The organism is Thermococcus henrietii (assembly GCF_900198835.1).
Taxonomy (GTDB): Archaea; Methanobacteriota_B; Thermococci; order Thermococcales; family Thermococcaceae; genus Thermococcus; species Thermococcus henrietii.
Genome location: NZ_LT900021.1, coordinates 1,521,309 through 1,547,439, shown reverse-complemented (window position 1 = coordinate 1,547,439; position 26,131 = coordinate 1,521,309). Strand labels below are relative to the sequence as shown.

The window sequence follows — 26,131 nt, the reverse complement described above, 5'->3', positions numbered from 1 at the left end:
CAACACCCCCACCACAATCTGCATACTAAAAACGAAAGCTTCAGAGGAACCCCTCCTTTACGAGGACGTAACCAACGCCGTCGATGAATTTTGTTACGTAACCTTTCTCATTCTTGAGTTCCTGGAATGCCCTTTTCACGATGTCCTCGGAAAAGTCTCCAACGGCATCTTCAAGCCTAACGTATCCCTTCTGTGAGACTCTCTCCTCAAGCATTGCCTTGACCTTGGCCAAGAGTTCTTCATCCCGTTCAAGCCTGAGGAAAGGCTTAAAGGCCTTAGCGTATTCATCGTGGGGATTGTACAGCAGTTCACCGCTCTCAAGGTCAAGGAGGGCAATGGAGACGTTCTCGGAGATAAAGTTCCTATGAAAGTCCTTCGAGTCGATGTAACTCCTTACTCTCCTCTCGAATCCCGTGGGAGATGCCACGAGAAGAACAACGCGGCCGTTCTTGGCGTTATCCCGGGCGTCTATTAGGAGGGCGTTTATGTCGGCCAATTCAATTGGGTCTGTATCGAAGCCGACCTCCGCATAACGCTCTGGCCTTCCGTAGAAGAGTGCCTTGACCATTATCTCTTTTCCCCTGCCAAGAAGCTTCTTTTCCTTTAGCTTGACCTCAACAAGCGTATTGTCCGGAACGTTTTTGAGGTCCCTCTCATTGAGCTTTCCAACGTACGATGTTTTGTCAAACGTTTTTACTTCCTTTACTGACTCCACCTTAAACGTCATTCCAAGGAGTTTAACGTTGTCCTTGAACTTGCTCTTAATCCGACCGATGAAGTTAATCTCCATTATCCTTGCTTCGTCAAGTTTCACAAAGCGTGAACCCTTCTCGACCTTTCCTGTAAGGTTCATTACCTCTCGGATTTTCCTTGAAATCTCGTCCTCTTTCTCTTTGATTTCAAGTTCTCTCTTCCTAAGTTCCATTTCTTTTTCTCTGAGCTGGAGTTCCCTCCGTTTTATTTCTTCCTCCATCGCCCTAACTTCTGCCGTCATTTTCTCCTGCATCTTGGCCAGTTCTTCTTCCAGCATCTTTCTAGCTTCCTCATCTTTCATTCTGCTTATCTCTTCAACAAGCCGGGCCTTTTCCTCTTCGAACCTTCTCCGCATCTCCTCCTTTTCCTGAATGATGCGGGCGAGTTCCTCATCCTTTGCGGCTTCAAGTCTTTTCTGAAGCTCCGCCTTTTCCTGCTCGAATCTCATGCGCATACTGTTCATCTGCTTCCTCAGTTCGTTCATCTCTTGGTCTTTCCTCTCCAGTTGTCTCCGGTATGTCCTCTCGACGGCCATTGTTTCTTCTTCGGCTTCGTGGATGACGTCCTGGAACCAATCAAAGCGCTGTGTTGCCTCTGCCATAGCGGCGGTTATTTTGCCCTTGTAGGATTCCCATGTTGATTTCAAGAACAATCTCAGCTGCAACTTGATGCTGTGGTCCTGTAGTATTCCCTCAATCCATGTGTTCACGCTACGGTACTCCCTGAGGAGACCGAGAATGTTGGTGTCCCTATGCATTATCTGCCTCAGTATGTCCTCCATAGTATAAATTTCAAAGACGTTGTAACGGAGAACACGTTCGAGAGCCTCAAGCTCCCTGTCCCTATACCTCCTACTGGCTGGAAGGTACGTTTCGCCGTTCTGCCTGAAACTCCAAGCGAGCAAAGCCAACGCGCCCTCAAACTTGCTCCTAAAGTGCATATCAAGGTCCCTAAGAAATTCCCCACATTCTCCGTCTAAATAGCGTTCATAATTTTCTTCTACCTGTTGCCAGAGCTTTTCTCGCCTCTGAAAACTCTCTACCGCGATATCCAGCCCTTCTTTCAAAACCCGCTCCGCGGGTTTTAGCAAAGCCTTAACACAATCCGTCCTGCCCTCCTCAAATAGCCCCATCTTAATCACCTGCAAACAATGTGAGTTCTTCTTTGATTCGTTCTGAAAGAAAATCAACAACATCCCCATAACCCTGAATCGTGATTATGACCTCGGTCCCGTTGTTCTCTTTGAGTTCCACTTGTACCGTACCCCTACCTTTTCGCGTGGGGACCTCGTAGACTTTGCTCCCCCCTATCTTCTGGAGTACGTTTGCATTAAACTTCGTAAGGATATACTCAATAAACCTCTCAACCACTCGCTTTTCCTCGGGAATTTTGTATCTCAACTCAACGCTCCTTTTCTCCACCCCCCTAACGGTACCTTCAACCTTATACACCTCCACTTTCCTCTCGGGTTCTCCCTCTAACTTTGAAAACAAGTCCTCCAAGAACTCATGTGGACGGTCGGTATCTATGAAAAAAATAAGACCCTTTGGTTTTTTTATTGAAGTTTTTTCTGACCATTTCTCAAGGAGGTAGTCCACTCTCTTTCTCTCGGCATCATTTTCGTATCTCACTATCACCAAATATCGCATAGACACCACTGCACTTAATATCACTGCTCTTGGAGTATATAAATGTTTCTCCAATCTGGAGATTGCCTTCCATGGAAGAATAAGGAATTATATCAGCCAATCTTATCCTGTGGATTATTCCCTTTACCTTTCTACAAGTTCGGGAGAGTGCTCCAATGCTCTCCTTGAGCCTAAACTTCACTTGTTCGACGAGAATTTGGACGTTTTAGAGGTGTTAACCTCAAAGGAAAAATGTTGTTCTCGTTCTTACTCATTGAATAGAGATTTGTTAGGCATAATTGAAAAGTGGGGAAAGTTAGAGTCTTCTCCTGAGAAGAAGAGGCACTATGGCAAGTCCGACTATCAAACCAGGGCCACAGATACTCGAACCCTTACCGCGTGAGCTCTCGGTTTTGTTCGTATTGGCGGTGGAAGTCGGCGTTGGGGAGATTTCCTCGGGGGATTTGCCCTCGACCATCAGCTCCCTCCACTCCTTAAGCCACTTGTCGGTGTTTTTGGCGAGCTCCTCGGAGGGGATTGAGATTACCTTAGCGGAGCTGACGTTGAGGGCGTAGCTGAAGCAGGCCGGGAGTTTGACTTCTTTGTTAACGGGATACATCCACTGCGTCGTTGGGAGCTTCTCCTGGGCGGTTTTGCTTATCAGGAAGTTTATGAACTCCTCGGCGAGTTTGAGGTGCTTAGTTCCCTTGACGATTCCCGCTCCCTCAATCTGAACGTAGGCGGTGTTGTTAAGGAAGATTGCACCGATGTTGGTGCTGTTCTCTTCGCAGGCTGCGTAGGCCGGGTCAGTGGCGTAGCTGACGAACAGAGGGGCCTGGTTCTTGTCCCACATCTCCCAGCCGGCTCCCCAGCCTTTGACGATTATCACGTCGTTCTGCTTGAGCTTCTCCCAGTAGTAGGGCCACTTGTCGCCGTAAACGCCAATCGTCCAGAGGAAAAAGGCCATTCCAGTTGAACTCGTCAGCGGGTTCTCGACGATGAGCTTGCCCTTCCACTCGGGCTTCGTCAGGTCCTCAAAGGTTTTCGGCGGGTTCTTCACGACGTCCTTCTTGTAGACTATTGCTATAGCACCGTAGTCATAGGGCGTGAGGTGGAAGGTCGGGTCAAAGTCCTTTATAATCCAATCGGGGATGTACTTCGCGTTCTCCGGCTTGTAGGGGATTAAGATGTCCGCCTGAAGTGCCTTCTGAAGGTAGCTGTTGTCTATTCCAACGACAACGTCCGCCTGCGGGTTGTTCTTCTCGATTATCAGCTTGCTGAGCACTTCCCCGGCGTCGCCGAACGTCACGAGGCGGACTTTGACGCCGTACTCCTTCTCGAATATTGGAATGATTTCCTTCATCCAGGGCTCAATGCTATCGTAGGAGTAAACGGTCAGCGTTTCCTCGGCCTTGACTGGCCTTGCGCCAAAGAGGGAGGCCACCATGAGGGCGGCAACCAGAATCACCAGTAGCCTCTTCATCGAACCACCTCCATTAACAAGTTGTCACGTTCAATAACCCGATAATTGAAGGTTTAAAAAAGGTTTGCCTCCCAACTTTGGCCACTTCAGTCCTCTACCTTGCTAACCATCTTGATGACGTAGTCGGCGGCGTTCTGAAGGGCCACAGAAAAGCCGGGCTCGGTGCCTATGACTATCGTCTCCTTTCCCTTTCTCTTCGCTTCCTGGATTATAGGTAGAAAATCCGCGTCCCTCGTGGCCAGGGCTATAACCTCCACGTCGGAGTTATATATGAGCTCCATGGCCTCTATCGCTATCCTCACGTCGGTGTCGCCGGCGACTATAACGGGCTCAAGCCCCTGGTTGACGACCGCCTCTATGAGTCCCTGGGGTGCGTACTGGTTGAGGACAACCTTTGCGACCCTTATCTTACCAATTCTCTCAAGGGCCTCAACGATGTCTTCGAGCTTTATCCCGAACTCCTTCCTCAGGATGTTCGGTCCGTCTATTATGAGCCCGATGCTCTTGCCGCTTATCTCCTCACTTGGTGGCTCTTTCTCGCGCTTGAGGACCTTGATGAGCGTCTCCTTCACAGCTCATCCCTCCCGTCCCGCTTGGGCTCGAGGACTATGGTGTAGTCCGCCGCGTGCTTTAACGCAACGGAGAATCCCGGCTCGACGCCGATGACCACTGTTTCCTTCCCCTTCTCCTTGGCCTTGAGGATGACCGGCAGAAACTCCGCGTTCCGCGTCGCGAGGGCGATTACATCTATGTTGGGGTTGTAAATCTCGCGCATGGCCTCAACGGCAAGCTTTACCCCCGTTTCGCCGGAAACGACAACGGCCTCAAACCCCTGATTCGAGACCGCCTCTATGAGGCCCTGGGGGGCGTACTGATTGAGTATGACCTTCGCAACGCGGATGTCTCCGATGCTCTCTAAAACGTCAACGATGTCTTCGAGCTTTATCCCGAACTCCTTCCTCAGGATGTTCGGTCCATCAATGAGAAGGGCTATCTTCTTCCCACGCTTGGACTTCTGTTTAATCATCCCTATGCTCTTTATTCCGTCCTTCGTCATCGAGATTATCTTTTCCCAGCTTCCGCCTGGCATAGGTGTCACCGTTGAAATCACTGAAACTAACACGGCCTTTTACGGGCCAATGATATAAAAAATGTTCGTCAGAGGAGCCTCTTGTAGTAGTACCAGAGGCCCCTTATGATGTCGCGCACCTCAATCATGGTAAAGGTCTCTGTTCTGTCTATCAGCTTTGCCGTCTCCTCCCAGCTGTGGGCCTGAAGAACGCGGTAGATGAGGAGCTTTATCTGCCTCTCGTCGAGGTAGGGCTTCATCCAGCCGTCGAGGAAGTAGAGCTTCACTATCGGCTTCACCGCGTCAACTACCGTGTCGTAGGTCAGGACCTTACCCGTGAAAGCATCAAGCCTTTTCTTCTGAATCTCCGTGAGGTGAACCGGATAATCAACGGCCTCGCCGAAGGGTGTCTCGAAGAGCCAGCGCGCTATCTCGGGCTCAAGCTCCCTGTGCGTATCTCCGAGCCACTCTGTGAGCCTTATCCTGAACTCATCGTTGGCCTTCTTGATGAGCTTCTTGGCCTTTTCGCTTATCGGCTTGAGGACTATCGCCGTAAACTCACCGCTGACCGGGTTCCTCGCGGGGCTGAGATGAACCACAGCGAAGCCGTTCCTGACCCAGAAGCGGACGAGTTCCTCACTGGCTCCAAAGCCAGAGCCTATCCAGTCGAGGCCCTTTTCGCGGGCCTCCTTCTCAAGGAGCTCCAGGGCCTTGCTTCCAAGTCCCCTGTCCATCGCATCCGGATGGGTTGCTATCCTCACTATTCTGTAACCCTTCAGCTTCGCGAATTCCTTCAAATAATGGTGCTTGACCATCATGTCCGGGATTATGTTTCCGCGAGGCTTGTAGCCCTTGGCCATCTTGTCTATTACCTTCTTCGGAATTCCACCTTCCTTGGCAATCTGTATCGCCGTCACTATCTTGCCGTTTTTGAGCCTGAGCACGCGGGCCTCGTGGTGGGGTGCGTCAGCTAAAAGCGCCACGTCGCTCGGCCTGTTGCGGTAGTGCGCCAAGATATAGATTCCAACGAAGTTTCTCAGCTCGGGTCTGTCGTTCTCGAACCAGTCGTCGAGGTCCGGCTCTTCCAGATAGACTTCCTTCTTCTCAATCAGCTCAAAGTCCTCTTCGGTGAGCTCAACGGGCTCGGCGTCAAGGAGCAGAACGTCGAAGAGCCACCGCTCAATCGGGTCGTTTTCCGCGTAGCGAATTGGCTCGTCCATGTGGAGCTCCTTAAACTCCCTCTTCTCCCTCGCCCTCTTGAGGAACTTCACTGAGAAGCCCCTCCCCGCTCCCTCGTAGCCGTGAATCGTTGAGGAGTAAACGACGCGCTCTTTGTTGAGATACTTGTGGAGTATCGGGACGTGAATTCCAGCCGCCTCATCGAGGATGTAGAGGTCGGCGCTCTTCCTGTAGCCCTCGGCCGGCGGGTAATAGCGGAGGCCGATTTTCCTCGCGTAGAGCTCCTTTATCAGTCCCCGCTCTTCAACGACGTAGGGCTTGAAGCCGAGCCTCTCAAGGGCGCGCTTGGCGAAGCGGAAGAGGGCCTGAACGTTCTCAAGCTCGGGGGCGGTAACGACGATTCTCGTCCTCTTCTTTAGAGCTAAGGCTAGACCTATCGCGCCGATTCCAACGGAAACGCTCTTGCCCCTTCCCCTATCTGCCGTTAAAACGAGCATTCCGCCCTCGACCAGCTCCTCAAAGGCCTCCAAGACCTCAACCTGCCCCTCGGTCAGGGCCATCTCGTAGAGCTCCTTCGGGAAGAGAGTCTCCTCCGGAATGGGGACGCCCTTTCTGGCCCTAATCCTCGCCTGGCTCTTGCCCCTTCTCGGCTTCTTCCTGGCCTTTCCGCCCTCGGTGATGATGTAGATGCCCCCGTGCTCCGTGAACTTCCTGATGAGCCTTCTGTTGAACCTTTTCTTAACGTCGTCTATGGTGTAGGGCGGCGTTACGAGGCTCTTGTGGAAGCCCGTCCACATGTTCTTCCACTTCTCGAAGGGGTGAGCGAGGATGAAAATCAGCCCCCCACCGCGGACGGTCTCTATAATCCTTCCGAGGTCGTTCGGCGAGTAGTCGTAGCTCATGTCGAGGACGAGCAAATCGTAGGTTCTTCCAAGGATGTCGCGGGTGTGCTTGAAGGTAACGGCCTTTACCTCGACGTTCGAGCCCGCTAAGACGTCGAAGTGCTTCCTGAAGGCCTCGTAGCGCTTCCTGCCGAAGGTCTCCTCGCCGAGCGCGTCGGTGGCGTAGAGGACCTCTATTTTATCCTCGCTCTCATCGCGGAGGCGCTTCTTCATGAGCTCTTCCAAAATTCCGCTCAAAACCCTCGCAGAGGCCCCCGCGAGTATTCCGGCCAGCTCGGCCTTCCTCAGCATGTCGCCCTCGATTACAATCATTCTCCTGTGGAAGTTCTCAAGGGCCTGGGCTAAAGCGGTCTCGGTGAGCTTGAGAACCGAGTCCTTAACCTTCTCGCCCTTCGCGTAGTCTCTCACTTCCTTGTCAAATCTGACCTTCACGGTCATCTCTCCTCCCCCGCTAAAGGGGAGAAGGGGAATTTAAAAAGATAGCCCAGGGCAGTTCCAGTTCAAGGAGAGCGCACCCACGAGCTTCTCCATATCTTCCCGTCCCAACCTGCGGTCGAGGTACTTAAGAACCTCGCAGGTAGCTTTCGGATGGCTATCGATATACTCGGAGGCCTTACTGTGGATTGTGTTTGTGTACTTCCATGAGGGAAACTCCATGCAGGCCGCTCCTCTTTCTCGGTCCGTAGGATTGCCCATTCCAACTGAAAACGGCTCAAAGACTTGGAGCACTCCCCAGAGGGCAGCCGCGAAGATTAAGGAGAGAAGAAGGAACGAGATGACTGCTTTAACCTTTCCGACCCGATTTCTCGTCTTCGCTAACACGGCTAGCCACAGGTAGAGGGTCGTGAAGGAAAGAAGAGTGAAGAGGGCCGGCACGAGCGCAATCTTGGTTTCCGGTAGCGATGCGAACTTTCTGATACCCTTCCACACCTCCAAAACCCAAGCGAGGGGAGGGGAAGGTCTTAGGACGACCTCCGTGAGGTTACGCTCCCCATACTCGCGGGCGAGCTTGAGGGCAATGTAGTTCCTCTCAACCGGCTGAAACGCCATCCTAATTTCCTCATCACTTCCGTTCGCCAGAAATCCTCTGAGGTCGGACACGGAATCGTTCAGGTACAGTCCCAGAACCCAGAGCAGGTCTTCGTATTCGGGACTCGGCTTTCCGAGTTTTTCAGGTACCACAAGCTCAAGCTCGCCGGAGAAACCGTAGCGGTAGCCAATTCCCTCCTTCAACAACCATCCAGGCGGGAGGAACGACTCAGCTTCGAGTCGGTACGGGGTAAGTTCGGGGTCACAGGGAAGCGAGAGAATTCTCTCCTTGGCACTTTCGTAGGCCCACCACTGAAGGGCGGAGACCACCGTGAACAAAGCGAGGAACGTCAGGAGTACGGCAGAAGCAATCTTTGGAAACTTCCCCATGACCGCTCCCCACTTACTCTTATCCATTCTTATCAAACGTAAGCGTTACAACCGTTAGGTTGTCGCAGACCTTCAGACCCTCCGACTCCCGGATGCTCTTGAGCGTGGCGTTTATCACCTCATCAACGGCCGTTTCGTTGATGGCACCTCTCTTAAGCAGGTCGCCGCGAACCTTCTCCACCGCGGTCTGCGATGGAACCGCCGGGGGAACTGTGTACATGTAGAGCACCGTAGTTGCCTTTGAGAGACTACGCAGCAACTCCGTTTCTCTCCCGCGGGGGAGCGCAAGGGCCATCAGCCTGAGGTGCCCATTCTCCCTCCGAACATCCACGTACTCCGCGGAGCGGGATGCGTTGAGCAGTATTGAGTCTGCAGCGGTGTCCCGGTGGGCGTAGTAGACATCACCACCACAGAGGTTGAGCGTGTCGTTCCAGTGAGACTTGACGCCGATGAGGGTGTCGGGTCTTTTGTGGAAGTGTCCGTACGCGAGGAGAGACGTCGTGATGATAACAATCAGCAAAAGCGCCAAGTATTTGGGTCTGGAAACGAACCTTCTCAGCGCATCGAACCTGAACATCAGCAGGAGGGTGCCCGCGATGAGGAGCGGGATGATGACCATTTCTCCCAGTAAAACCAGCGTTTCCCCCCGGAGGAGCCTGTAGGGATAGGATGGTCTTATAACAATCATGGTCACGTTTTCCCCGCGCTGAACGTTTTCCAGCCCCTCTCCTGCTCTGAGGGTCTCCCCCATCCAGAACACTGCACGGGCAAAGTATGACTCGTTTCCGGTTTCAGACCATAGGCGAATGGACTCGCTCGTTAGGTTAAGGTAGTGGACGTAGGAATCGTTCAGCCACTGAAGTTCTTCCGTGTAGCCGTCATCTGGTTTCCCGTGCCTTTCCCTGATGTACAAGATGTACTCATCGGTTGAAGGCCGGTAGGAGTAGCCAACTATGGAGTTTCCTAGTGAGTGAACGTACCTGGACGGCAGAATCGGACTGACGTTGGCTGTGTACTGGGCGGGAAATGATGCCCCAGGATAGTTTTCAAGGATTTCACCGGTTCGGCTGTAGTCCCACCACTGAACGATGGTCAGGAGAACCACGCAGACCAGTGCGAGCGCTACGAGGTGTTTTCTTGGCGGAAGTTCCATTGCTACAACTACGCAGGATGCCTTTAAATACCTTTCTATGTTATAAGCTTTGAGGATATCCGAAAGTGTAAGGCACTCGGATGACTCAATTGAGGTTAAGGTCCAAAAAGGGAAAGGATAGCTGAAGAGGAGAAAGGAACTACCAGTGAACGAAGAACTCATACGTTTTAGGGTCATCGTTTTTGTACCAATATTTCGCGCCAACGGCGTCGTAAACGACCACAAACGGCGCACCGTACGAGGAACCGCCGGCCTGCCTGTAAAGGGTTACAGAGACTTCTGCATCGACTCCCTCGTAGTTGAGGCCGAAGGTAAACGTTACCTCCCTGACCATCCATCCAGGACCGCTTGTTCTCGGTTCGAATCCAAAGGACTCTCCGTTCTGGTTGATTGTGTCGGCGTAGCTGGGAACCTCTGGTGGGTTTTCTATTGATACAGGACCGTTTGAAAGTCCAGTTATTCTCGTTGGCTTCAGGACGTACTGGGTTATCGTGAGTCCTGTTATCCAAGAGCTGTAAACGTAGGCGTCAAGTTCGTACCTGACGTGTGCCATGACGGTTTCCTTCTTGTAGTACGGGGAGTTCGTGTTGTCGAGAGTAACCCACGTCGTCACAGAGGAAACTGCCGGGTCTTTTCCGCTCTTATGCCATCCGTGGGGGTCAGGGGGAATTAGCTCTCCAAAGGTGTACTGCTCAAAGGAATCGTACCATAGGGCGGTCTTCTGGTCTGTTCCGTAGCCCTTGACAAGAAATCCGCCGGAGACCCACCAGGAAACCTTTGTCCATGGGGCGGCGTGTATAACACCAGCAGGAAGGTGTACAATTTCTGTTTTAGTCTCAACGGGGGTCGAAGAATAGACGATGCCGTCAGAGGATTTGAGACTCACACCCCTTCGTTTAAGGCTCTCCATATAATCTCTCTCCTTGGATTTGTTCGGCTTGGGAACACTCTTCGCAAAGAGCCCTAGCTCTACGTTCAGCTGGGTTATTGGCTTCTGTGGCTCAAAGATCACGAACTTCCCACCGCTGTACAGCTTTCCGTTCACGTAGCCGAAAACTCCCACGTAGTACTCCCTCTCTCTAAAGACAGTTCTGGTCTTCTGAACGAGTCTGCCGTTCTCGACGACTGTGAACTCTCTGACACCAACGGGAATTCTTTCTATCTTGAATGCAACGTCGGAATATCCTGTGATGCGCTTTACGAGTATTACCCTAGGAGGGTCAGAGGAGTAGTTTATAACGGTGAGTATTAGATTGCCCTTGAAAGATTTTCCGTTGTAGGTTGGGATTACGTGGAAAACTGCTAAGCCGACGGGCTTTCCCTGAAGCCAATCTCCGTAGAGGCTGTAAAGCTGGTTAGAATAGCTGGGGGGAACTCCCTGGATTGCTGGTGCTACTAACAAAGAACTAACTACAAAAAGAGACACAATTGCTACTATAAGCCTTTTTTGCATATAGACCCCTCCATGAGGTTTTCATTAATAACTACTTACAGTTAAATATTTAAGTTTTTTTTTCGATACAAATTGAAACGCTAAGCTTTTATACGAAAAACGTCCACTTACTCCGGTGGTTTCTATGAAAGGTCTGACCGAGAAGGACCTCGGAAAGTTCAGGCTCGTCGGCAACCTCGACGCCTTCAGGCGGAAGGTCGTCTTTCAGGTCACGGACATAAGCGTCGAGAAGGACGACTACTTCTCAAAGCTTTACCTCTACGACGGCAGAAGGGTTAAGCCCTTCACATCAGGAAAGAAGGACTCAAACCCGCGCTTCTCCCCGGACGGGAAGCTGATAGCCTTCACCTCCAAGCGCGATAAGGAGAGCAAGGAAGCCGAGCTCTACGTTATCCCAACCGACGGCGGTGAGGCGAGACTCTTGGCGAAGTTCAAGTACGGGATTAAGAACCTCCGCTTCACCGAGGACGGTAAGAGCATAGCCGTTATAACGCCGATAGACATTGAGAAGAAGCCCAAAGATGACGTTCACCTTATCAAGGAGATTCCCTTCTGGTTCAACGGCGTCGGCTGGGTCTACGGGAAGAGGAGCGTTGTCTATCTAGTAGACGTCGAAACCGGCAGGAAAAAGCGCGTAACGCCCAAGAACCTCGACGTCTCGCAGGTCCGCTTCCACAACGGGAGGCTCTACTTTATAGCTCAAGAAGACCGCGAGAGGAAGCCAATGGTGAGCGACCTTTACCTGCTCGAAGGCAGGAAGGCGAAGCGCCTGACTCCAGGAAAATGGAGCGTGAGCGACTTCATTCCGCTCGACGACGGCACTTTCATCCTCAAGGCCAACACGCGCGAGCGTGGGATTCCGACGAACACCCACATCTACCACTACAACCCCGAGACGGGTGGGATGAGAAAGCTCACCGCTGACCTGGACCGCTCGGCCTACAACTCCCTCAACAGCGACGTTCGTGGAGCACAGAGGGCCGAGCTGGTCTTCAGGGACGGCTGGGTCTACTACGTCGCAACCGACGGTCCAAGGGCGAACCTCTTCAGGGTGAACCTTGAGGGGAAGATAGAGCGCGTTATCAGCGGTGATAGGAGCGTCGAGAGCTTTGCAATCGGCGACTACATAGCCTTCACCGCCCAGGACGCGGTCATCCCTCTGGAACTCTACGTTCTCCGCGACGGCAGGGAGAAGAAGGTCACCGACTTCAACGGCTGGATTAAGGACTACAAGCTCTCCAGACCGGAGCATTTCACGGTTAAGGCCAGCGATGGAGTAGAGATAGACGCCTGGATTATGAAGCCCGTTGACTTCGAGCCGGGAAAGAAATACCCGGCCGTTCTCGAAATCCACGGCGGGCCGAAGACGGCCTACGGATACGCCTTCATGCACGAGTTCCACGTTTTGACGGCTAAAGGCTTCGTGGTGATATTCTCGAACCCGCGCGGTAGCGACGGCTACGGTGAGGAGTTCGCCGATATAAGGGGCCACTATGGGGAGCGCGATTATAAGGACCTCATGGAGGTCGTTGACGAGGCCTTAAGGAGATTCGACTTCATCGACGGGGAGAGGCTCGGCGTCACGGGCGGTTCCTACGGGGGCTTCATGACCAACTGGATAGTCGGCCACACCAAGCGCTTCAAGTCTGCCGTGACCCAGCGCTCAATCTCCAACTGGGTGAGCTTCTTCGGCACGACTGACATCGGCTACTTCTTTGCTCCAGACCAGATAGGGGGTGACCCCTGGAGCAACACCGACGGCTACTGGGAGAAGAGCCCGCTTAAATACGCGCCGAACGTGGAAACGCCACTCCTGATAATCCATTCGATGGAGGACTACCGCTGCTGGCTTCCGGAGGCGTTGCAGTTCTACACGGCTCTCAAATACCTCGGCAAGACCGTTGAGCTCGCCCTCTTTCCGGGTGAGAACCACGACCTTAGCAGGAGCGGAAAGCCGAAGCACAGGGTTAAGAGGCTTGAGCTTATCGTAGGGTGGATGGAGAGGTGGTTGGGGGGGCTATGACAATAAGCGACTTGCGACTTAAATTGAAGACATGTTGAAAAGAACCCGGCGAGAGCCTCAGGCCTTGGTGGAGGTTCTGGTGAGGGAAAGTTTTATTTTCTTTCCGCTTTAATTCTTCATCGGTGAGGAGAATGGGACGGAAGGTAGTTGAGGTTAAGAGGTTGAAGACGGTGGATGGAAGGACTCTCGTTGTGGAGTACTATGATGATGGGAGCTGGAAGGTGGTGAAGGTTATTCCTGAGCTTAAGAGGACTGGAGCTTGGAGGAAAGCTGTTAGGGTGGTTGGATGAAGGTTCTCATTGATACCAACGTCCTTGCTCAGTGGTATATTATTAAATCTACCGTCGAGGGTGTTGAGGTTTTTGAAAAGAGTATTAAGGAGGCTTATGGCCGTCGAGCTCAGTCTTATGAGTTTGTTGAATATGTTATTAGGGAGCGTCCGAGCAAGGCAAAATTTTATGTTAACTCTGTTATTCTCTCGGAGCTTATGAACGTTCTTGTTGAGGATTTTGTGTACAATTCAATGTGGATGGATGGCATTTCACCGGTTTATTTTCAGCGTTATTATACCCGATACCTCCCGTCCGAGAGGGATTTGGATGATATTCTCAGCGAGGTTCTGGAAGCTACTTCAATCATTGAGAGTGTTTTTGAGAAACTCGGTTGCGAGATTGAGGGACCCGCCGATTATTACAACGTCACTTATTTCCTCGGGAGGGGTGGTGTTAAAACTCAGGATGCCCACCTTTTGGCTGTAGCGTTGAAGTCCGGAATTGATTTTTTCGTCACTATGGATTCGGGGATTTTGAACCTTATGAGGAAGAAAGACGTGAGGGAGTTCCTTGAGACTAAACGGCTGAACATTGTTAAGCCGAAGGCGATGTACAATATTCTCCGCAATTTTTGATAGTTGCTGCTGTTGCAATGAACCGGGAGCTGACGCTCGTTACGAGGGACAAGCACTTTAAGTGGATAAAGGAAGAGTTTGAAAACCTCAAACTCTCAGAATGGCCTTCTTCTACAGAGGAACAGACCTACCAGGAGAGCGAGGAGCGCACCCAGTGAGAGGGCTTTCTTGAGAGTGCTCCCCGAGTGGTTCGCGTGGTTCTCAATTTCAAGCGTTTTCAAACTGCCATCGTATGTGTAGAGCGTTCCGTTTGCCGCAACCAGGCATTCCCTACCGCTGCAACCGATGGCATCGCAGGAGCTCAATATTTTTCTCGTGGTGTTCTTAGAGTGCTCGATAAGGCCGATGGAGCACAGAAGGGTTTTGTCCTTGAGGAAATCGAAGTCACTGGTGCAGTTTTCAAGTCGTTGAACCTGTTCAAAGCGCCCATCGGAGTAAACGTAGATCCCGGTGCAGTTCATGAGGTAAATCCTTCCTTCCACGACCTTTACCTTTACGCCGTTGATGAAACCGCAAGGGGCTGTTCCTTTTATTTTCCCCTCTCCAGAAACTTGGACAAGTGAGCAATCTCCCATCATTGCCGACTCTGAGATTGGAACGTAGTAAGTTCCGTTGAGATAAGCAAACCCCTTGCAGTCGTAGCTGTGTATTCTAAAGAGAACCGAGCCGTTGAGTGTTTGAATCTCCACACGGTCCGGGATGAATGTCTCAACTATCCACTGGCTTCCGTTCCACGCCAAACCGCAGGGAGTCCCATTGACCCTGAGCGGAATCTCCGAGACGTGTCCGTCGGACGTCACAAGCGTCAAGTAGCTTCCGTTCTCATTATCTAAAACAGCCCAGACGGTTCCGTTCCATGATATATCCATCGCACTTCCTGAACCTAGAGTGAATAATCCTAAAACAAACAAAAGAAGAATGATGTTTTTAAATGTATCATCGAAAATTCCTTTCATTATCTCACCACTTGTAAATAGTTGTTAATGTCTGTGCTAAAATAGTAAACAACATATGGAAACTTTCCATATTCTTCTTCAATGTCCCTGAGAGATATTAAGTAGTCTTTTGCTCTCTCTGTGCACTTAACGGCATCACATCCGTACCCACAGTGCTCGCAATACCCCCTAACTGCTGAGTCCCATTCCATCTCGACACCGAACCCATTTTCATGGCAGAACCACATAAACTCGTTTAAATCTTGATAATTCATACCATTTGGTCTGTAGTAATCACCTTTAGTGTCGGTGACCATGTAATAATGGGGTTGCGGAGCTACATGAGTAAATCCTACTTTTTGTACACATTTTCTTGTTAAATACAATGGATCACGGTCCTCCCATCTTTCTATGGGTATCCACAGTACAGGTTTTTTGTAAGTGTCTCTAATGTAACTCACAATGTTTTTTATTTTAGTAGAATCACTAGACACGGCCCCTGCTCCCTCCAGACTGAAGTAGTACCCTGTTACCCTCCTAGCCACAGTAGAGGATTCAACTTTAATTATCCACTCCTTCATATCCTCTAGAGTCCTGGGTGTTTTAGTAGCATCATAATATGGGATTTCCACCCATATTTCAAATCCCAAACCGGATTCTGCTACGAACTTTTTCATGTCACTCAAGAGCGTAGAAAAATCCGAATATTTTCCTTCGTCGGTGGACAATAGCACAACTCCATCGAAATATTTTATAAACTCTGCAATTTGTTCTTTGGGTGTAATTTTCTTTCCAGCATAATAAAACAATGCCAGTCGAGTCATGGTATCACCATTAATAATTGCTTATCCAATAATATATAAACTTTTCGTTATGGACGGCGTTTAAAAGAGAATATCACAAAAAGAAAAATCAAAGTGTGTAATCCAGAACCTTCTTGGCCTCCTCGATGTGCTCCGGGTAGACGTTTTTGATTTCGGGGTGGAGCGCCTTGATAACCCTTCCAATGAGCACGAAGAGCGTTCCGGCTATGACCGGAAGCTCGTTGACGACGTCCTCCTCGAGCGGAATGTCGCCGGGTATCTTCTTGAGGACGTACTTCCTGATTGGCTCAATCTGGACCTTCTCGTCCTCGATGACGGCCCTGAAGAGGTTGAGGCTGTTCTTGAAGCCCTTGGTAATCGGTATGTGGCGCATCTTTATCGTGCTCGAGCGCTCGACCTTCGCGTTCTCGTAGGCAACCTCGAAGAGGTCGCTGAGCTTCTTCTCAACGATGTCCATCATCTCCTCCGCCCTCGGCTTGATGACCGCGAGCTCACAGGTCCTCTCCAGAATCTTCTGGAGCTGTGGGTAGGGTATTATCATCTCGGCCATTCCTCATCACCTCCGCGTTCTTGCCGTGGTTTTTTAGTAACCCAGGGTATATAAAACTTTCGGGCCGGGAGATTTTTAAAGCAGGGCCTTTAGTTCGCACCATGCTCGGCGTTATACTGGCGTTTCCGGAGAAAAGGTGGGAAAACTACACCCTGCCCGTGAACGGGGAACCCGTCGTCAGGCTCACGGAGAGGAGGCTCTTAACCGCCAAAAGAATCCACGAGGTCATTACAATTGTTAGACGGGACAAGCTGAAGACTTACTCGCTCCACATTTCCAAGCCCATTCCAGTAACGGCAAGGAGCAAGATGGAGGCCCTCCTTAGAGCCCTCCCCGACGGGCCCTTCTTCCTGGTCGAGGGGAACATGCCCCTGATAATGCCCTTCCTCGTGAACTACCTCATCGGTCTCTTCTACGAGAACGAACCTGAGGCGCTAATCCCGGTCTGGAACGACGGGAGCGCCGAGGTATTTCACGCGGTCTACGAGCCGGACGCGCTGAGGGAGGCGATAGAATCGGCCCTCGCAGAGGGTTACAGGAACTTTTCAAGGGTTATCGAGTTCCTCGACTACGAGCCGGTTTCAATAGAGGAGCTGGCGAAGAGGAACCCCAAAGTGACCCTCAGCTTCTTCCGCGTCAGGAACTCCCTTGACGTCGCTTTCGCGGAGAAAACGATTGAAGAGCTCAAAGCCAGGGGAGAGCCCTTTTAACGGCCTTTGCAACCCCAACGGCCAAGACCGCCTTCGCTATGTCGAAGGGAACGAACGGGAGTACTCCGACGGCGAGGGCCTTTCCAAAGTCGCCACCGAGGTAGAGGCCCAGCCTGAGCCAGCCGAGGAGGTAAATCACGCCGATTCCGAGGATTGACCCGAGGAGCCACACTTCCACCCTCTCCGAGCGCTCGGCGAAGAGTCCGGCCAGGAGGGAGGCGATGGGGAACGCAAGCAGGTAACCGCCAGTCGGGCCGTAGATGTGGGCGAAACCGCCGGCGAATCCGGCGAAGACAGGAAAACCGATGGCACCCGCTAAGACGTAGAGGACCTGACTCGTGAAGCCGAGCCTCGAACCGAGCAAAATGCCGGAGAGGATGACCGTGAAGACCTGAAGCGTGAAGGGAACGGGCCCAAGGGGAACCTGAATCTGGGCGCTTACAGCAGTTAACGCCACGAACAGCCCGGTCAAAGACACTTCCCTCGCCTTCATGCCACCACCGACGGACACTTCCGTTAATCTTTAAAAGATTTGGGTTAACGAATCACCGTGCCGAGGGAGAGAATGCTTCGCGATAGCCCTGTCAAGAGGGCGATTCTGGCCGGCCCATTCCCTCTTTCCGGGGAGGAACTGGCTGAGAGATTCGGAATCTCGCGCGTTGCCGTTTGGAAGCACGTGCGGGAGCTCAGGGAGCTCGGCTACTCCATACGCTCGACCGGGAAGGGCTACGTCCTCGAGGGAAAACCGGACGTCCCTTACCCGTGGGAGCTACCCGTCAGTTCCGTCTACCTCCCGGAGACGGCTTCAACGATGGACGTCGCGTGGAAACTGGGTGACTGGACCTTCGCAGTTGCGGGGACCCAGCGTTCCGGAAGGGGGAGAAAGGGTAGCCGCTGGCCCTCCCCTCCCGGCGGCCTGTACTTCTCCGTGCCCGTCTCGCCGGAGCTCCGCCTCTCCGAGACCGGCTCGATTTTGAAGTCTGTGCTCTCGGCGCTCTTGGATGCCCTCAGCGACCTCGGCGTAGGCGCCGAACCCGTGGGAAAGGCAATCTACGTCGGAGACCTGAAGCTCGGGGGAGTCCTCGTCGAGGTCTCCGGCGAGATGGAGGAGGTGAGACGCGCCGTCGTGGGGGTCGGCCTCAACGTGAACAACCCCGTTCCGGAGGGTGCCGTCTCCCTCAGGATGCTGCTCGGAGAGGTCTCGCTCCTTGAGGTGGCGAGGAAGGTGCTACCTGCTGTCGAGGATGGTCTGAGAAGGTTTTTAAGGGTCCGGGGGAGCTCTGAGCGATGATACTGGTGGAGAACCTTCACTTCGCCTACAACGGGCGGGAAGTCCTCAAGGGGATAGACCTAGCCTTTGGGGAGGAAATCCTTGCGTTAGTTGGCCCGAACGGCAGCGGGAAGACGACGCTGGCCAAGCACCTCAACGGCCTTCTAAAGCCAACCCAGGGAAGGGTTCTCGTTGACGGGATGGACACGAGGGAGCACACGGTAGCGGAACTGAGCAGAAAGGTCGGCTACGTCTTCCAGAACCCCGAGCACATGTTTTTTGAGGAGACGGTCTTCAAGGAGGTCGCCTTTGGGCCGAAGAACCTTGGACTGGATGATTCGGAAGTCGAGGAGCGGGTTCGCTGGGCCCTTGAAGCGGTTGGCCTTGAGGGATTCGAGGAGAGAACGCCCTACTCCCTGAGCGGTGGGGAGAAGCAGAGGTTGGCTATAGCCTGCGTTCTGGCGATGAGGCCGAAGTACCTAATCCTCGACGAGCCGACGACGGGGCTCGACTGGAAGGCTGAGAGGAGCGTTGTTGAGACGATTAAATCGCTCCGCGAGGATGGCCACGGGATTCTGCTCATAACCCACGACATGGATTTGGTGCTCGAGCTCGCCGAGCGCGTGGTTCTCCTTGAGAACGGGAAGAAGGCCTTCGATGGCCCGGTTGAGGAGTTCTTCAACCTTGACCTTGAGCGCCACGGGCTTGAGAGGCCCGAACTGCTCGTCCTTGCGGAAAAACTTGGCGCCGGCTTCGTGAGAAGCGTTGAGGAGCTTGCGGGGAGGGTTAGGAAGTGATTTACCAGTTCTACGTCGAAAGGGACTCGCTCCTGCACTCGCTCGACCCCCGCGTCAAGATAATCGGGATGCTCATCGGGATAACTTCTCTGATGCTTTTCAACGACCCGAAGGTTCTCATCCCCCTGTTCCTGCTCATCTTGCTCTCGGGCAGACTGCTCGGAAAGCTCGGAATAGGCGAGCAGTTGAGACTCCTCAAACCTCTCCTCTTCATCGTCTTCATAACTGTCCTAATCTGGCCACTCGTTTACAAGCCGAGGCTCACTGGCCTTCTGCTCGGCGTCTCGTTCTCGCTCCGCCTGCTCGGTTTTGGACTGATAACCTTCCAGCTCCTGATGACGACGAGGCAGAGGGAGCTGATACTTGGCTTCGTCAGGCTCGGCCTTCCCTATGAACTGGGCCTAACCCTCACGATAGCGCTCCGCTACATCCCGACTCTCTATGGCATTGCGGGCACGATAATGGACGCCCAGAGGAGTCGCGGTCTCGAGCTCGACAGGGGAAACCTCTTGGAGAGAATCCTGAAGACAGTCCCAATCCTGATTCCCCTCATCGTTGCCTCACTCAAAACGGCCCACGAGCTCAGCATAGCCCTTGAGAGCAGGGCTTTCGGGGCGAGCAAGAGGAGAACCTTCTACCGGGACGTATCGATGAGGGGAAGGGACTACCTGGCCCTTGGAATCTTGATGGCCTGCTTCGCGTCCCTCCTGTACCTCCGCTTTGCTCTCGGCTTCGGGCACGTCGTCATCTACCGGTGATAACCTTGACGAGCGAGTCAACGGGAATCGAGTGGTCTCCAAGGCTCGCTATCTGCTCGGGCGGGGCCTTGAGGACGGTGGCGTTCAGCTTGTAGTGCCCGCGGTAGGAGCTGGTTCTTAGAACGAGGAGAGAATCGAAGAGCTCCGGTAGGAGGAAGAGCCGGGCAAATTCTCCCGGAAGGTCGAGCTCGTTGAAGGTAAGGGTTTCGTGGTGGAGGACGAGCGTGAGCGAACCCTCGTCAGCCCTCCTTCTCAGTTCCAGGAGGGTTTCCCTGGAGACGCCTCTTAGTGCAGAAAACTGGGAAACGAGAACCGTTGAGCCGTCTTCAACGTAATCGAGGGCCTGGAGGAGTTCGTCGGCGCTGTAAACGCTGGCCGATAATAGGGCGGACGGCTCGACTTCAAGGGCCCTCAGGATTGAGGGAGAAAATGCCCTCTTAGGCCCGACGTGGTAGGCCTTTCCGGCCTTGAGCGCCTCGCCGAGGAGGGTGTGGACGAACAGCGAGCCGGCTAACTCATCGGTTGATACGAGGGCCGACAGCGAGCCCCGGCTGAATTCGACCGGGAAGCCCTCGAAGGGTTTTATCCCGCTGATTTCCTCCACTGGCTGGAAAAAGCCCGGCATCGTTCATCCTTCACGGAGGTTCTATTTATCTTTTCCGCTCAGGGGTGTAACATTACACCGAGGGTAGCGACCCCGATGAGGCCAAGGAACCCGGCTATGATTAGCTCAACCACTATCGCCATCAACCACGCCAGGAACGCCCTGAGCCAGTCGGTGTGGAACACCACCTTGATGACCCAGATGTACGTAATCATGAAGGCGAGCCAGCCAAGCGCTACTCCCATCGGGCCCGCGATTGAGAACACCAGCGCCACTATTCCGCCCACTATCGCGCCGAGGATTCCTCCCCCCACTATAGCGACCATTGCGCCGACTATGGACGCGTCCCTTATGCCAACGAGCTTCGCGCTGAATGCCAGGATTAACCCCGCTATGAAGAGGGCAAGGAGGAAGCCGAAGAGGGCAAGCGTTCCGAGACCCGTAAGTGCAGGTCCAGCGGGATGACCGTACGTGATACCACCTCATACAACCTACGGCATTCACCTTAATAAGTTGTTCCAAAAGGCCTTTAAGGTTCGACGCCAACGACCCCCGGTGGTTAAAATGGGCATCGAGAAGGCTCTGTGGGATTTCTTCTACAATGAATTCTGGCATCCAATGTTCACTAGGAGTGGCTACAACGCCGTCAACACGTTCGTTTACGCCTTCCTCTTCGGTCTTGGGGTCATTTACTCCTACCGTTACATAATAAAGCCCCTGAAAATTAGAGTCGATGAGCGGCTCTTCTGGGCGGTAACGCCGATGGTCGTCTTTGGGGCAACGGTGAGGGCCCTCGTTGATGGGGGCGTCCTGCCCGAGAATCCGCTTATTTTAACCCCCGGAATATTCTTCACGGCCTTTGTCCTTATAGTTCCTGCGATAGTGGCCGATGCGAAGCTCAAAACCTACCCAAAGATTACAATCGGGTGGGGAACGGTTCTGGCCCTCTGGGCGAACTACATGCTCGTAACCCACGCCAAGAACTGGCGCCCATACGAGCTGACGCTCCTTTACACCTTCATAAGCTGGGCCGTGGTTTTAGCCTACTACCACTGGAGGCCCTTCGATAAGCTCTACCTCTACGCGGTTTTAGCTCACTACTATGATATGGGCTCAACGGTCGTTGGAATCCACGACTACCACTACCACGAGGTCCACTGGATTGAGAGCCACCTCGTTCACTGGTTCGGGGCCTTCGTTTACTACCCTTGGATAACCCTGATTCTGGTCGTCGTCTACTACGCTCTCAAGTACTTAGTTCCGGACGAGGAGGAGCGGCGCTTCTGGTACCTCGCGGTCTACATCATCGGTCTCGGTCCCGCAATCCGCGACCCGGCCCAGATGGTCCTGCAGGTTTGATTTTCCTTTTGTTTCTACATCCGCACCTACACAAAACCCAATTAAGTTCCCAAAGGTAACAATTTTGGGGAACGCTCATGAGAATGGAGCGGGTTGTCCGGCTGGGGATTATAGTGATGCTCATCCTCAACGTCGTGTCCGTTGCAGGGGTGTTCCTCTACGCGAGCAAGGCAAAGGCGGACGGAATCGTCATTGACATCGCAGGCAGGCAAAGGATGCTCACGCAGAAGATGTCCAAGGAAGCCCTCATAGTTGCCCTCGGGAACGACTCCTACCGCGATGACCTTCTCTCGACCGCGGAGCTCTTTGACACATGCCTCAAGGCCCTCCTCTACGGTGGAAAAGCCCCCATTCACGACAAGGAGTGGAACGTGCCCCCGGCACCTCCAGAAGTCCGCGACCAGCTTGAAAAGGTTGAGAAGCTCTGGGAGCCGTTCTACGCCAGCGTCAAAATCGTCGCCAAGGACGACCCCAACAGTCCCGAGTTCAAGAAGGCGCTTAACTACATCATAACTCACAACGACCAGCTCCTGGCGGAGATGAACACCGCTGTGGGCCTTTACAGCGAGACCTTCGGCAGGAAGATGACCTACCTTGAGTACTATCTCATAGTTATGCTCGTTCTCAGCGTCGTTATCGCGGTTCTCCTCCTCCGCTACCTCGGAAACATTACGTCTGAGTTTATCGGCGTCCACGAGGAGAGCGAGAGAAAGCGCGATGAGCTCCAGCGCGAGCTTGACATCCTGATAAGCTACATCACGGAGCTATCCGAGGGGAACCTGTCCGTTAGCCTGCCTGAGGGCAAGGGCGAGTTCGCGAAGCTCCACCAGGCCCTCGAGACCTTCAGGAAGAGGCTCATTGAGATGCTCGGCACGCTGAAGGAGACGACTGAGAGGCTTGAGGACAGCTCCCAGAGGTTACTTGAGATGTCCCGCGAGGGCGTTAACCTCGTCGCCCAGGGAACCGAGGCGATACGGCAGATAGCGGTCGAGGCGCAGAGACAGCAGGAGAACATCAACGAGATAACCGAGGGAATGCGCTACGTTGAGGAAATCAGCGGGGAGAGCGTCAAGGCCATGGAGGAGTTCGAGGTCTCGATGAGGGAAGTCGTGGAGATAGCGAACGAGGGACGCGAGAGGAGCAGGGCCTCGGCCAGCCAGATAGCGGGAATCCAGCGCACCATAGAGCTTGTCAAGGAAGCTGTTGACAACATCAAGGAGATGAGCAAGAACATCGTCAGCATAACCGACGTCATAACGAGCATCGCGGAGCAGACCAATTTGCTCGCGTTGAACGCGGCTATCGAGGCTGCGAGGGCTGGAGAAGCCGGAAGGGGATTCGCGGTGGTTGCCCAGGAGATAAGGGACCTCGCGGAGGAGAGCAAGCAGGCGGCCGACAACATAAGGAACATAATCGTTCAGATAACCGAGCGCATCGATGAGGCCTCACGGCTCACGGACCAGAGCGTCTCCGTGGTGGGAGAGAGCTCGAAGGGGCTTGAGGAAACCGTTGAGTACCTCGGCAACATAGCAACGCTCATAGAGGAGGTCACCCCAAAGATGGAGGAGGTCAAGGAGAGCATACTCCGGACGAGGGAAGAGGTAGAGAAGGCCCTCCGCGCGATGGAGAACCTCGCGGCCAGCTCCGAAGAGACGACGGCCTCAACGGAGGAAGTTACTTCAACGATGGAGGAGCAGGAAAACCTGATACGGAACCTCGAGAAGGTTGCATCGGAGATACACGATGCAGTGGAGCGGATGGTTCCAATCATAAGCGCCTTCAAGGTTGGCCTCAAGGAGAAGATAAAGGGAAAGCTCGGGCTCAGCTGAGGGTTCTCCCCTCTTCTATTTCCCTTCTAAGAACCTTCGCCTCTTCCTCGGCCTTTCTCACGCGGAAGACCCTTGCGATTCTCTCTATCGCTTCAAGCTTCCTGACGATGCCGTCGAGCCACGTGAAGACGTCTCCCGGGTAAACGATGAGGCCGTAAACCTTCCTGAAGTGCTCCGCTATCTGCGTCGGATGCTTCCCGCTCCTACGAAGCTCGATTATCAGGTCTCCAACCCTTTCCATCGCGTACTCGGTGCAGTCTTCCTCACCGCACATGAAGAACTCCTGGTAAATCGTGAACAGCCTCTCCGCGGAGTTGGGACTCAGCTCGGGAATCACCTTGTCAAGCTCTTCCAAGATGGAGGCAAAGCTTGGCGAGAAGACGTTGGCGCTTATCCTGCCTCTCACGGCCCCCTCAAGCTCCCGCTGGAGCGTTCCACTCAGGTAGAGGTTCTCGAAGGGGTGAAGCTTGAGCGCAATCCACCTCGCGGGCTTCTCCCGAAGGTTCCTCCTTATGAACTCCGCCTCCTTTGGCAGTAAAAAGCTCATGCTAACTGCCCGTCCGTAAGGAGTAACCTCGACGAGGGGCCTTTTGAGCCTCACGAGTTCGAACTCCTCCAGCTTTTCCAAGACCTTCTCGGCACTCTGGTTGGCCCCCAAGCAACGCTCCTGAACATCCTCGATAACGTCAAGCCGATTGAAGACGCAGGAGTGAGCGAGGACGTTGTCCTGCTCAAGCTCGTCGCTCCACTCCACAGTTACGGGCTCTATCGGCGCGGTAAGGAGCTTGAAAGCTATTTCTTCCTCGGTCCCCTCCATCTGGGCAGAATACTTTCGCCCGGGCTCGACTATTAGGTAAACTTTTCCCTTCTCGTGGTAGAGGGGCCTTCCTGCCCTTCCAAGCATCTGGTGGAACTCCCTGACGGTTAACCACTTGTTACCCATCGCGAGGCTCTCGAAGATGACTTGGCTCGCTGGAAAGTCCACGCCCGCCCCCAATGCCGCGGTTGTGACAACGACGTCGAGCCTTTGAGCTAAGAACTCCATCTCGGTGAGCTTTCTCTGCTTGTAGGGCAAACCGGAGTGGTAGGGCTTCGCGCGGAGCCCCTTGCTCGTTAAATAGGCCGAAAGCTCGTGCGTGCGCTTCCTTGAGAACGTGAAGACTATCGTCTGCCCCTTGTAGCCCTGCCTCGACTTCCTCATCGCCTCAGCCCTGCAGAGGTTGGCTATGTGACGCCACTTCTCGGACTCGTTTCTCGCTATTATGATGTGCCTTTCCAAATCAACCGGCCTCTCGTCGTAGAGCACCAGTTTAAGGCCGAGTTCCTTGGCCAGCTCCTCAGGATTCCCGACGGTTGCGGAAAGGCCTATGAACTGGGCCTTTGGATAGAGCCTCCTCAGCCTCGCGATTAGTCCGTCGAGCCTCGGCCCGCGCTCCTCGTCGTCGAGCGTGTGTATCTCGTCTATAACAATCGTCCCAACGTTTCCTATCTTCCTTCCGGCGCGGAGGAGGTAGTCTATTCCCTCGTAGGTTCCCACGATGATGTCGGCGTCGATTCCAGTATCGACAACGACGAGCTCGTCCCGGGTCTTTATACGGCTCATTCCAACGCGAATGGCAACGCGGAGGCCGAGCTTCGAATACCTCCTCCTGAAGTCCTCGTACTTCTGGTTTGCCAGGGCCACGAGCGGAACCAAGAAGAGGAGCTTTTTGCCTTTCATCGCCTTGGGAACCCCTGCCAGCTCACCGATTAGCGTTTTACCGCTCGCAGTCGCGGAAACGACGAGGAGGTTCTCCCCCTCAAGGAGGCCGTTCTTGACGGCCAGACTCTGAACGGGGAGGAGCTCCTTCACGCCCTCGGCCTTCAGAACTTCCTTAAACCTCTCCGGAAGCGGGAGCTCGTCAACCTTGACCTTTTCGACCTTGACGTGCTTCGCCTTCAGCTCGTCCCACTTGGTAACTTCCGGGTGCTTCGTCGGGTCGAAGCGCGGGTCGAAGGCATACAAAACCTTATCGAGGTCCCTAAACCTGTCGAGGAGTTTCTTAGCCTGCTCGAACATCGCTATGCTGTTGAACCTAAAGCGGAGCTCCCTCTTAAGTTCGTCCTCCGCACAGCGCTCGCAGATGTACTCGTTCCGGTACTTTATCCTGTTGCCGGGCGTTAGGACGGTTATCCTGCCCTCAAGGAGGCAGAGACGGCACAGCTCGGCCTTTTCCACTCTTTTGTTCTGGAGCCTCCTCTTAAAGTAGTCCTCCCACTCGTCCGCGTTTACGAGGACTATTCTCGCCTGGCGAAGGAGTTTTTCAATCTCCTTTGGATTGCGGTAGTTGCTCCCCTCCAAGACCTTGAAGAGCCTTCCCTCTCGCATTATGAGGCGGAATATCCGCTCGGCCTTCAGGTTCCTCATCTCGCTAAGCTTCTCCGGCTCGTTCTCGATGAAAAAGGCCTCAAGCTCGTTCTTCTTCCTTCCGGGCCTGATTACGAAGAGCATCTTCACCGCCTCGGTCAGCCGTCCACTCATCACGG

General features: G+C 53.4%; 27 protein-coding genes. 10 read left to right on the top strand and 17 right to left on the bottom strand.

All coding sequences use genetic code 11. The features are described 5' to 3' along the window. Positions 1 to 40 precede the first annotated feature (40 nt). From CS910_RS08495 to CS910_RS12170, 10 genes are all read right to left on the bottom strand, one after another. Positions 41 to 1,885 carry a hypothetical protein gene (locus CS910_RS08495; protein WP_099211160.1) on the bottom strand — a complete coding sequence of 615 codons (1,845 nt, stop codon included), beginning with the start codon at positions 1,883 to 1,885 and terminating at the stop codon, positions 41 to 43. 1 nt (position 1,886) lies between these two features. Next, positions 1,887 to 2,390, bottom strand: coding sequence for a hypothetical protein (locus CS910_RS08490; protein WP_223211947.1), 504 nt, complete (start codon positions 2,388 to 2,390; stop codon positions 1,887 to 1,889). Beyond that, entirely contained in the window at positions 2,368 to 2,583 is a 216-nt protein-coding gene (locus tag CS910_RS11830; protein WP_145955400.1) for a hypothetical protein, read from the bottom strand. Before CS910_RS11830 ends, CS910_RS08490 begins: the two co-directional genes overlap by 23 nt. 114 nt (positions 2,584 to 2,697) lie before the next feature. Continuing rightward, entirely contained in the window at positions 2,698 to 3,864 is a 1,167-nt protein-coding gene (locus tag CS910_RS08485) for a thiamine ABC transporter substrate-binding protein (RefSeq protein WP_099211157.1), read from the bottom strand. A gap of 86 nt (positions 3,865 to 3,950) precedes the next feature. Beyond that, positions 3,951 to 4,436 carry a TIGR00288 family NYN domain-containing protein gene (locus CS910_RS08480; protein ID WP_099211156.1) on the bottom strand — a complete coding sequence of 162 codons (486 nt, stop codon included), beginning with the start codon at positions 4,434 to 4,436 and terminating at the stop codon, positions 3,951 to 3,953. Beyond that, positions 4,433 to 4,954, bottom strand: a complete 522-nt coding sequence (locus tag CS910_RS08475) for a TIGR00288 family NYN domain-containing protein (protein ID WP_099211155.1) — start codon at positions 4,952 to 4,954, stop codon at positions 4,433 to 4,435. The genes CS910_RS08480 and CS910_RS08475 overlap by 4 nt, the downstream gene beginning before the upstream one ends. 68 nt (positions 4,955 to 5,022) lie before the next feature. After that, complete coding sequence (locus CS910_RS08470; protein ID WP_099211153.1) at positions 5,023 to 7,452, bottom strand: tRNA(Met) cytidine acetyltransferase TmcA; 2,430 nt, start codon at positions 7,450 to 7,452, stop codon at positions 5,023 to 5,025. 33 nt (positions 7,453 to 7,485) lie between these two features. Continuing rightward, positions 7,486 to 8,433, bottom strand: a complete 948-nt coding sequence (locus CS910_RS08465; RefSeq protein WP_099211151.1) for a hypothetical protein — start codon at positions 8,431 to 8,433, stop codon at positions 7,486 to 7,488. 19 nt (positions 8,434 to 8,452) lie between these two features. Continuing rightward, entirely contained in the window at positions 8,453 to 9,586 is a 1,134-nt protein-coding gene (locus CS910_RS08460; RefSeq protein WP_099211149.1) for a hypothetical protein, read from the bottom strand. Positions 9,587 to 9,725: 139 nt separating this feature from the next. Next, the gene (locus tag CS910_RS12170; protein WP_099211146.1) at positions 9,726 to 10,988 is read right to left on the bottom strand and encodes a hypothetical protein; all 1,263 of its coding nucleotides are present in this window, start codon (positions 10,986 to 10,988) and stop codon (positions 9,726 to 9,728) included. A gap of 175 nt (positions 10,989 to 11,163) precedes the next feature. Between CS910_RS12170 and CS910_RS08450 the strand changes: the two genes are divergently transcribed. From CS910_RS08450 to CS910_RS08445, 3 genes are all read left to right on the top strand, one after another. After that, positions 11,164 to 13,062, top strand: a complete 1,899-nt coding sequence (locus CS910_RS08450; protein WP_099211144.1) for a S9 family peptidase — start codon at positions 11,164 to 11,166, stop codon at positions 13,060 to 13,062. Between the two features lie 122 nt (positions 13,063 to 13,184). Continuing rightward, complete coding sequence (locus CS910_RS11925) at positions 13,185 to 13,352, top strand: hypothetical protein (protein WP_158523831.1); 168 nt, start codon at positions 13,185 to 13,187, stop codon at positions 13,350 to 13,352. Beyond that, the gene (locus CS910_RS08445; protein ID WP_099211142.1) at positions 13,349 to 13,969 is read left to right on the top strand and encodes a PIN domain-containing protein; all 621 of its coding nucleotides are present in this window, start codon (positions 13,349 to 13,351) and stop codon (positions 13,967 to 13,969) included. Before CS910_RS11925 ends, CS910_RS08445 begins: the two co-directional genes overlap by 4 nt. Before the next feature lie 95 nt (positions 13,970 to 14,064). Here the strand turns inward: CS910_RS08445 and CS910_RS08440 are convergent, their stop codons facing one another. From CS910_RS08440 to CS910_RS08430, 3 genes are all read right to left on the bottom strand, one after another. Further along, positions 14,065 to 14,838, bottom strand: coding sequence for a hypothetical protein (locus CS910_RS08440; protein ID WP_145955397.1), 774 nt, complete (start codon positions 14,836 to 14,838; stop codon positions 14,065 to 14,067). A gap of 86 nt (positions 14,839 to 14,924) precedes the next feature. Next, positions 14,925 to 15,728, bottom strand: coding sequence for a hypothetical protein (locus CS910_RS08435; RefSeq protein WP_099211138.1), 804 nt, complete (start codon positions 15,726 to 15,728; stop codon positions 14,925 to 14,927). Between the two features lie 88 nt (positions 15,729 to 15,816). Further along, entirely contained in the window at positions 15,817 to 16,278 is a 462-nt protein-coding gene (locus CS910_RS08430; RefSeq protein ID WP_099211136.1) for a DUF1931 family protein, read from the bottom strand. Positions 16,279 to 16,379: 101 nt separating this feature from the next. On the opposite strand from CS910_RS08430, the gene CS910_RS08425 reads away from it, so the two are divergent. Further along, complete coding sequence (locus tag CS910_RS08425) at positions 16,380 to 16,988, top strand: NTP transferase domain-containing protein (protein WP_099211134.1); 609 nt, start codon at positions 16,380 to 16,382, stop codon at positions 16,986 to 16,988. Here the strand turns inward: CS910_RS08425 and CS910_RS08420 are convergent. Then, positions 16,963 to 17,481 carry a biotin transporter BioY gene (locus CS910_RS08420; RefSeq protein WP_099211132.1) on the bottom strand — a complete coding sequence of 173 codons (519 nt, stop codon included), beginning with the start codon at positions 17,479 to 17,481 and terminating at the stop codon, positions 16,963 to 16,965. The genes CS910_RS08425 and CS910_RS08420 overlap by 26 nt on opposite strands. 57 nt (positions 17,482 to 17,538) lie before the next feature. Between CS910_RS08420 and CS910_RS08415 the strand changes: the two genes are divergently transcribed. Genes CS910_RS08415 through CS910_RS08405 form a run of 3 tightly spaced genes read left to right on the top strand, consistent with a single transcriptional unit; the run spans position 17,539 to position 19,813 of the window. After that, positions 17,539 to 18,279, top strand: coding sequence for a biotin operon repressor (locus CS910_RS08415; RefSeq protein WP_145955396.1), 741 nt, complete (start codon positions 17,539 to 17,541; stop codon positions 18,277 to 18,279). Then, positions 18,276 to 19,055, top strand: a complete 780-nt coding sequence (locus CS910_RS08410; RefSeq protein WP_099211128.1) for an energy-coupling factor ABC transporter ATP-binding protein — start codon at positions 18,276 to 18,278, stop codon at positions 19,053 to 19,055. Before CS910_RS08415 ends, CS910_RS08410 begins: the two co-directional genes overlap by 4 nt. Beyond that, on the top strand, positions 19,052 to 19,813 hold the full coding sequence (locus tag CS910_RS08405) for an energy-coupling factor transporter transmembrane component T family protein (RefSeq protein WP_099211126.1): 762 nt from the start codon (positions 19,052 to 19,054) through the stop codon (positions 19,811 to 19,813). The genes CS910_RS08410 and CS910_RS08405 overlap by 4 nt, the downstream gene beginning before the upstream one ends. Here CS910_RS08405 and CS910_RS08400 read toward each other — a convergent pair. Both CS910_RS08400 and CS910_RS12065 read right to left on the bottom strand, forming a co-directional pair. Beyond that, positions 19,800 to 20,438 carry a hypothetical protein gene (locus tag CS910_RS08400; RefSeq protein WP_099211124.1) on the bottom strand — a complete coding sequence of 213 codons (639 nt, stop codon included), beginning with the start codon at positions 20,436 to 20,438 and terminating at the stop codon, positions 19,800 to 19,802. The genes CS910_RS08405 and CS910_RS08400 overlap by 14 nt on opposite strands. A gap of 38 nt (positions 20,439 to 20,476) precedes the next feature. Beyond that, entirely contained in the window at positions 20,477 to 20,743 is a 267-nt protein-coding gene (locus tag CS910_RS12065; protein ID WP_223211946.1) for a hypothetical protein, read from the bottom strand. 10 nt (positions 20,744 to 20,753) lie between these two features. Here CS910_RS12065 and CS910_RS12165 point away from each other — a divergent pair, with 10 nt between their 5' ends. The 3 genes from CS910_RS12165 to CS910_RS08385 all read left to right on the top strand — a co-directional run bounded on the left by CS910_RS12165 (position 20,754) and on the right by CS910_RS08385 (position 23,605). Then, complete coding sequence (locus CS910_RS12165) at positions 20,754 to 20,882, top strand: hypothetical protein (RefSeq protein ID WP_262926569.1); 129 nt, start codon at positions 20,754 to 20,756, stop codon at positions 20,880 to 20,882. A gap of 99 nt (positions 20,883 to 20,981) precedes the next feature. Beyond that, entirely contained in the window at positions 20,982 to 21,776 is a 795-nt protein-coding gene (locus CS910_RS08390) for a DUF63 family protein (protein ID WP_099211120.1), read from the top strand. Positions 21,777 to 21,853: 77 nt separating this feature from the next. Then, the gene (locus CS910_RS08385) at positions 21,854 to 23,605 is read left to right on the top strand and encodes a methyl-accepting chemotaxis protein (protein WP_099211118.1); all 1,752 of its coding nucleotides are present in this window, start codon (positions 21,854 to 21,856) and stop codon (positions 23,603 to 23,605) included. Here CS910_RS08385 and CS910_RS08380 read toward each other — a convergent pair. Continuing rightward, positions 23,598 to 26,096, bottom strand: a complete 2,499-nt coding sequence (locus CS910_RS08380; protein ID WP_099211116.1) for a DEAD/DEAH box helicase — start codon at positions 26,094 to 26,096, stop codon at positions 23,598 to 23,600. The genes CS910_RS08385 and CS910_RS08380 overlap by 8 nt on opposite strands. Positions 26,097 to 26,131: the final 35 nt, after the last annotated feature.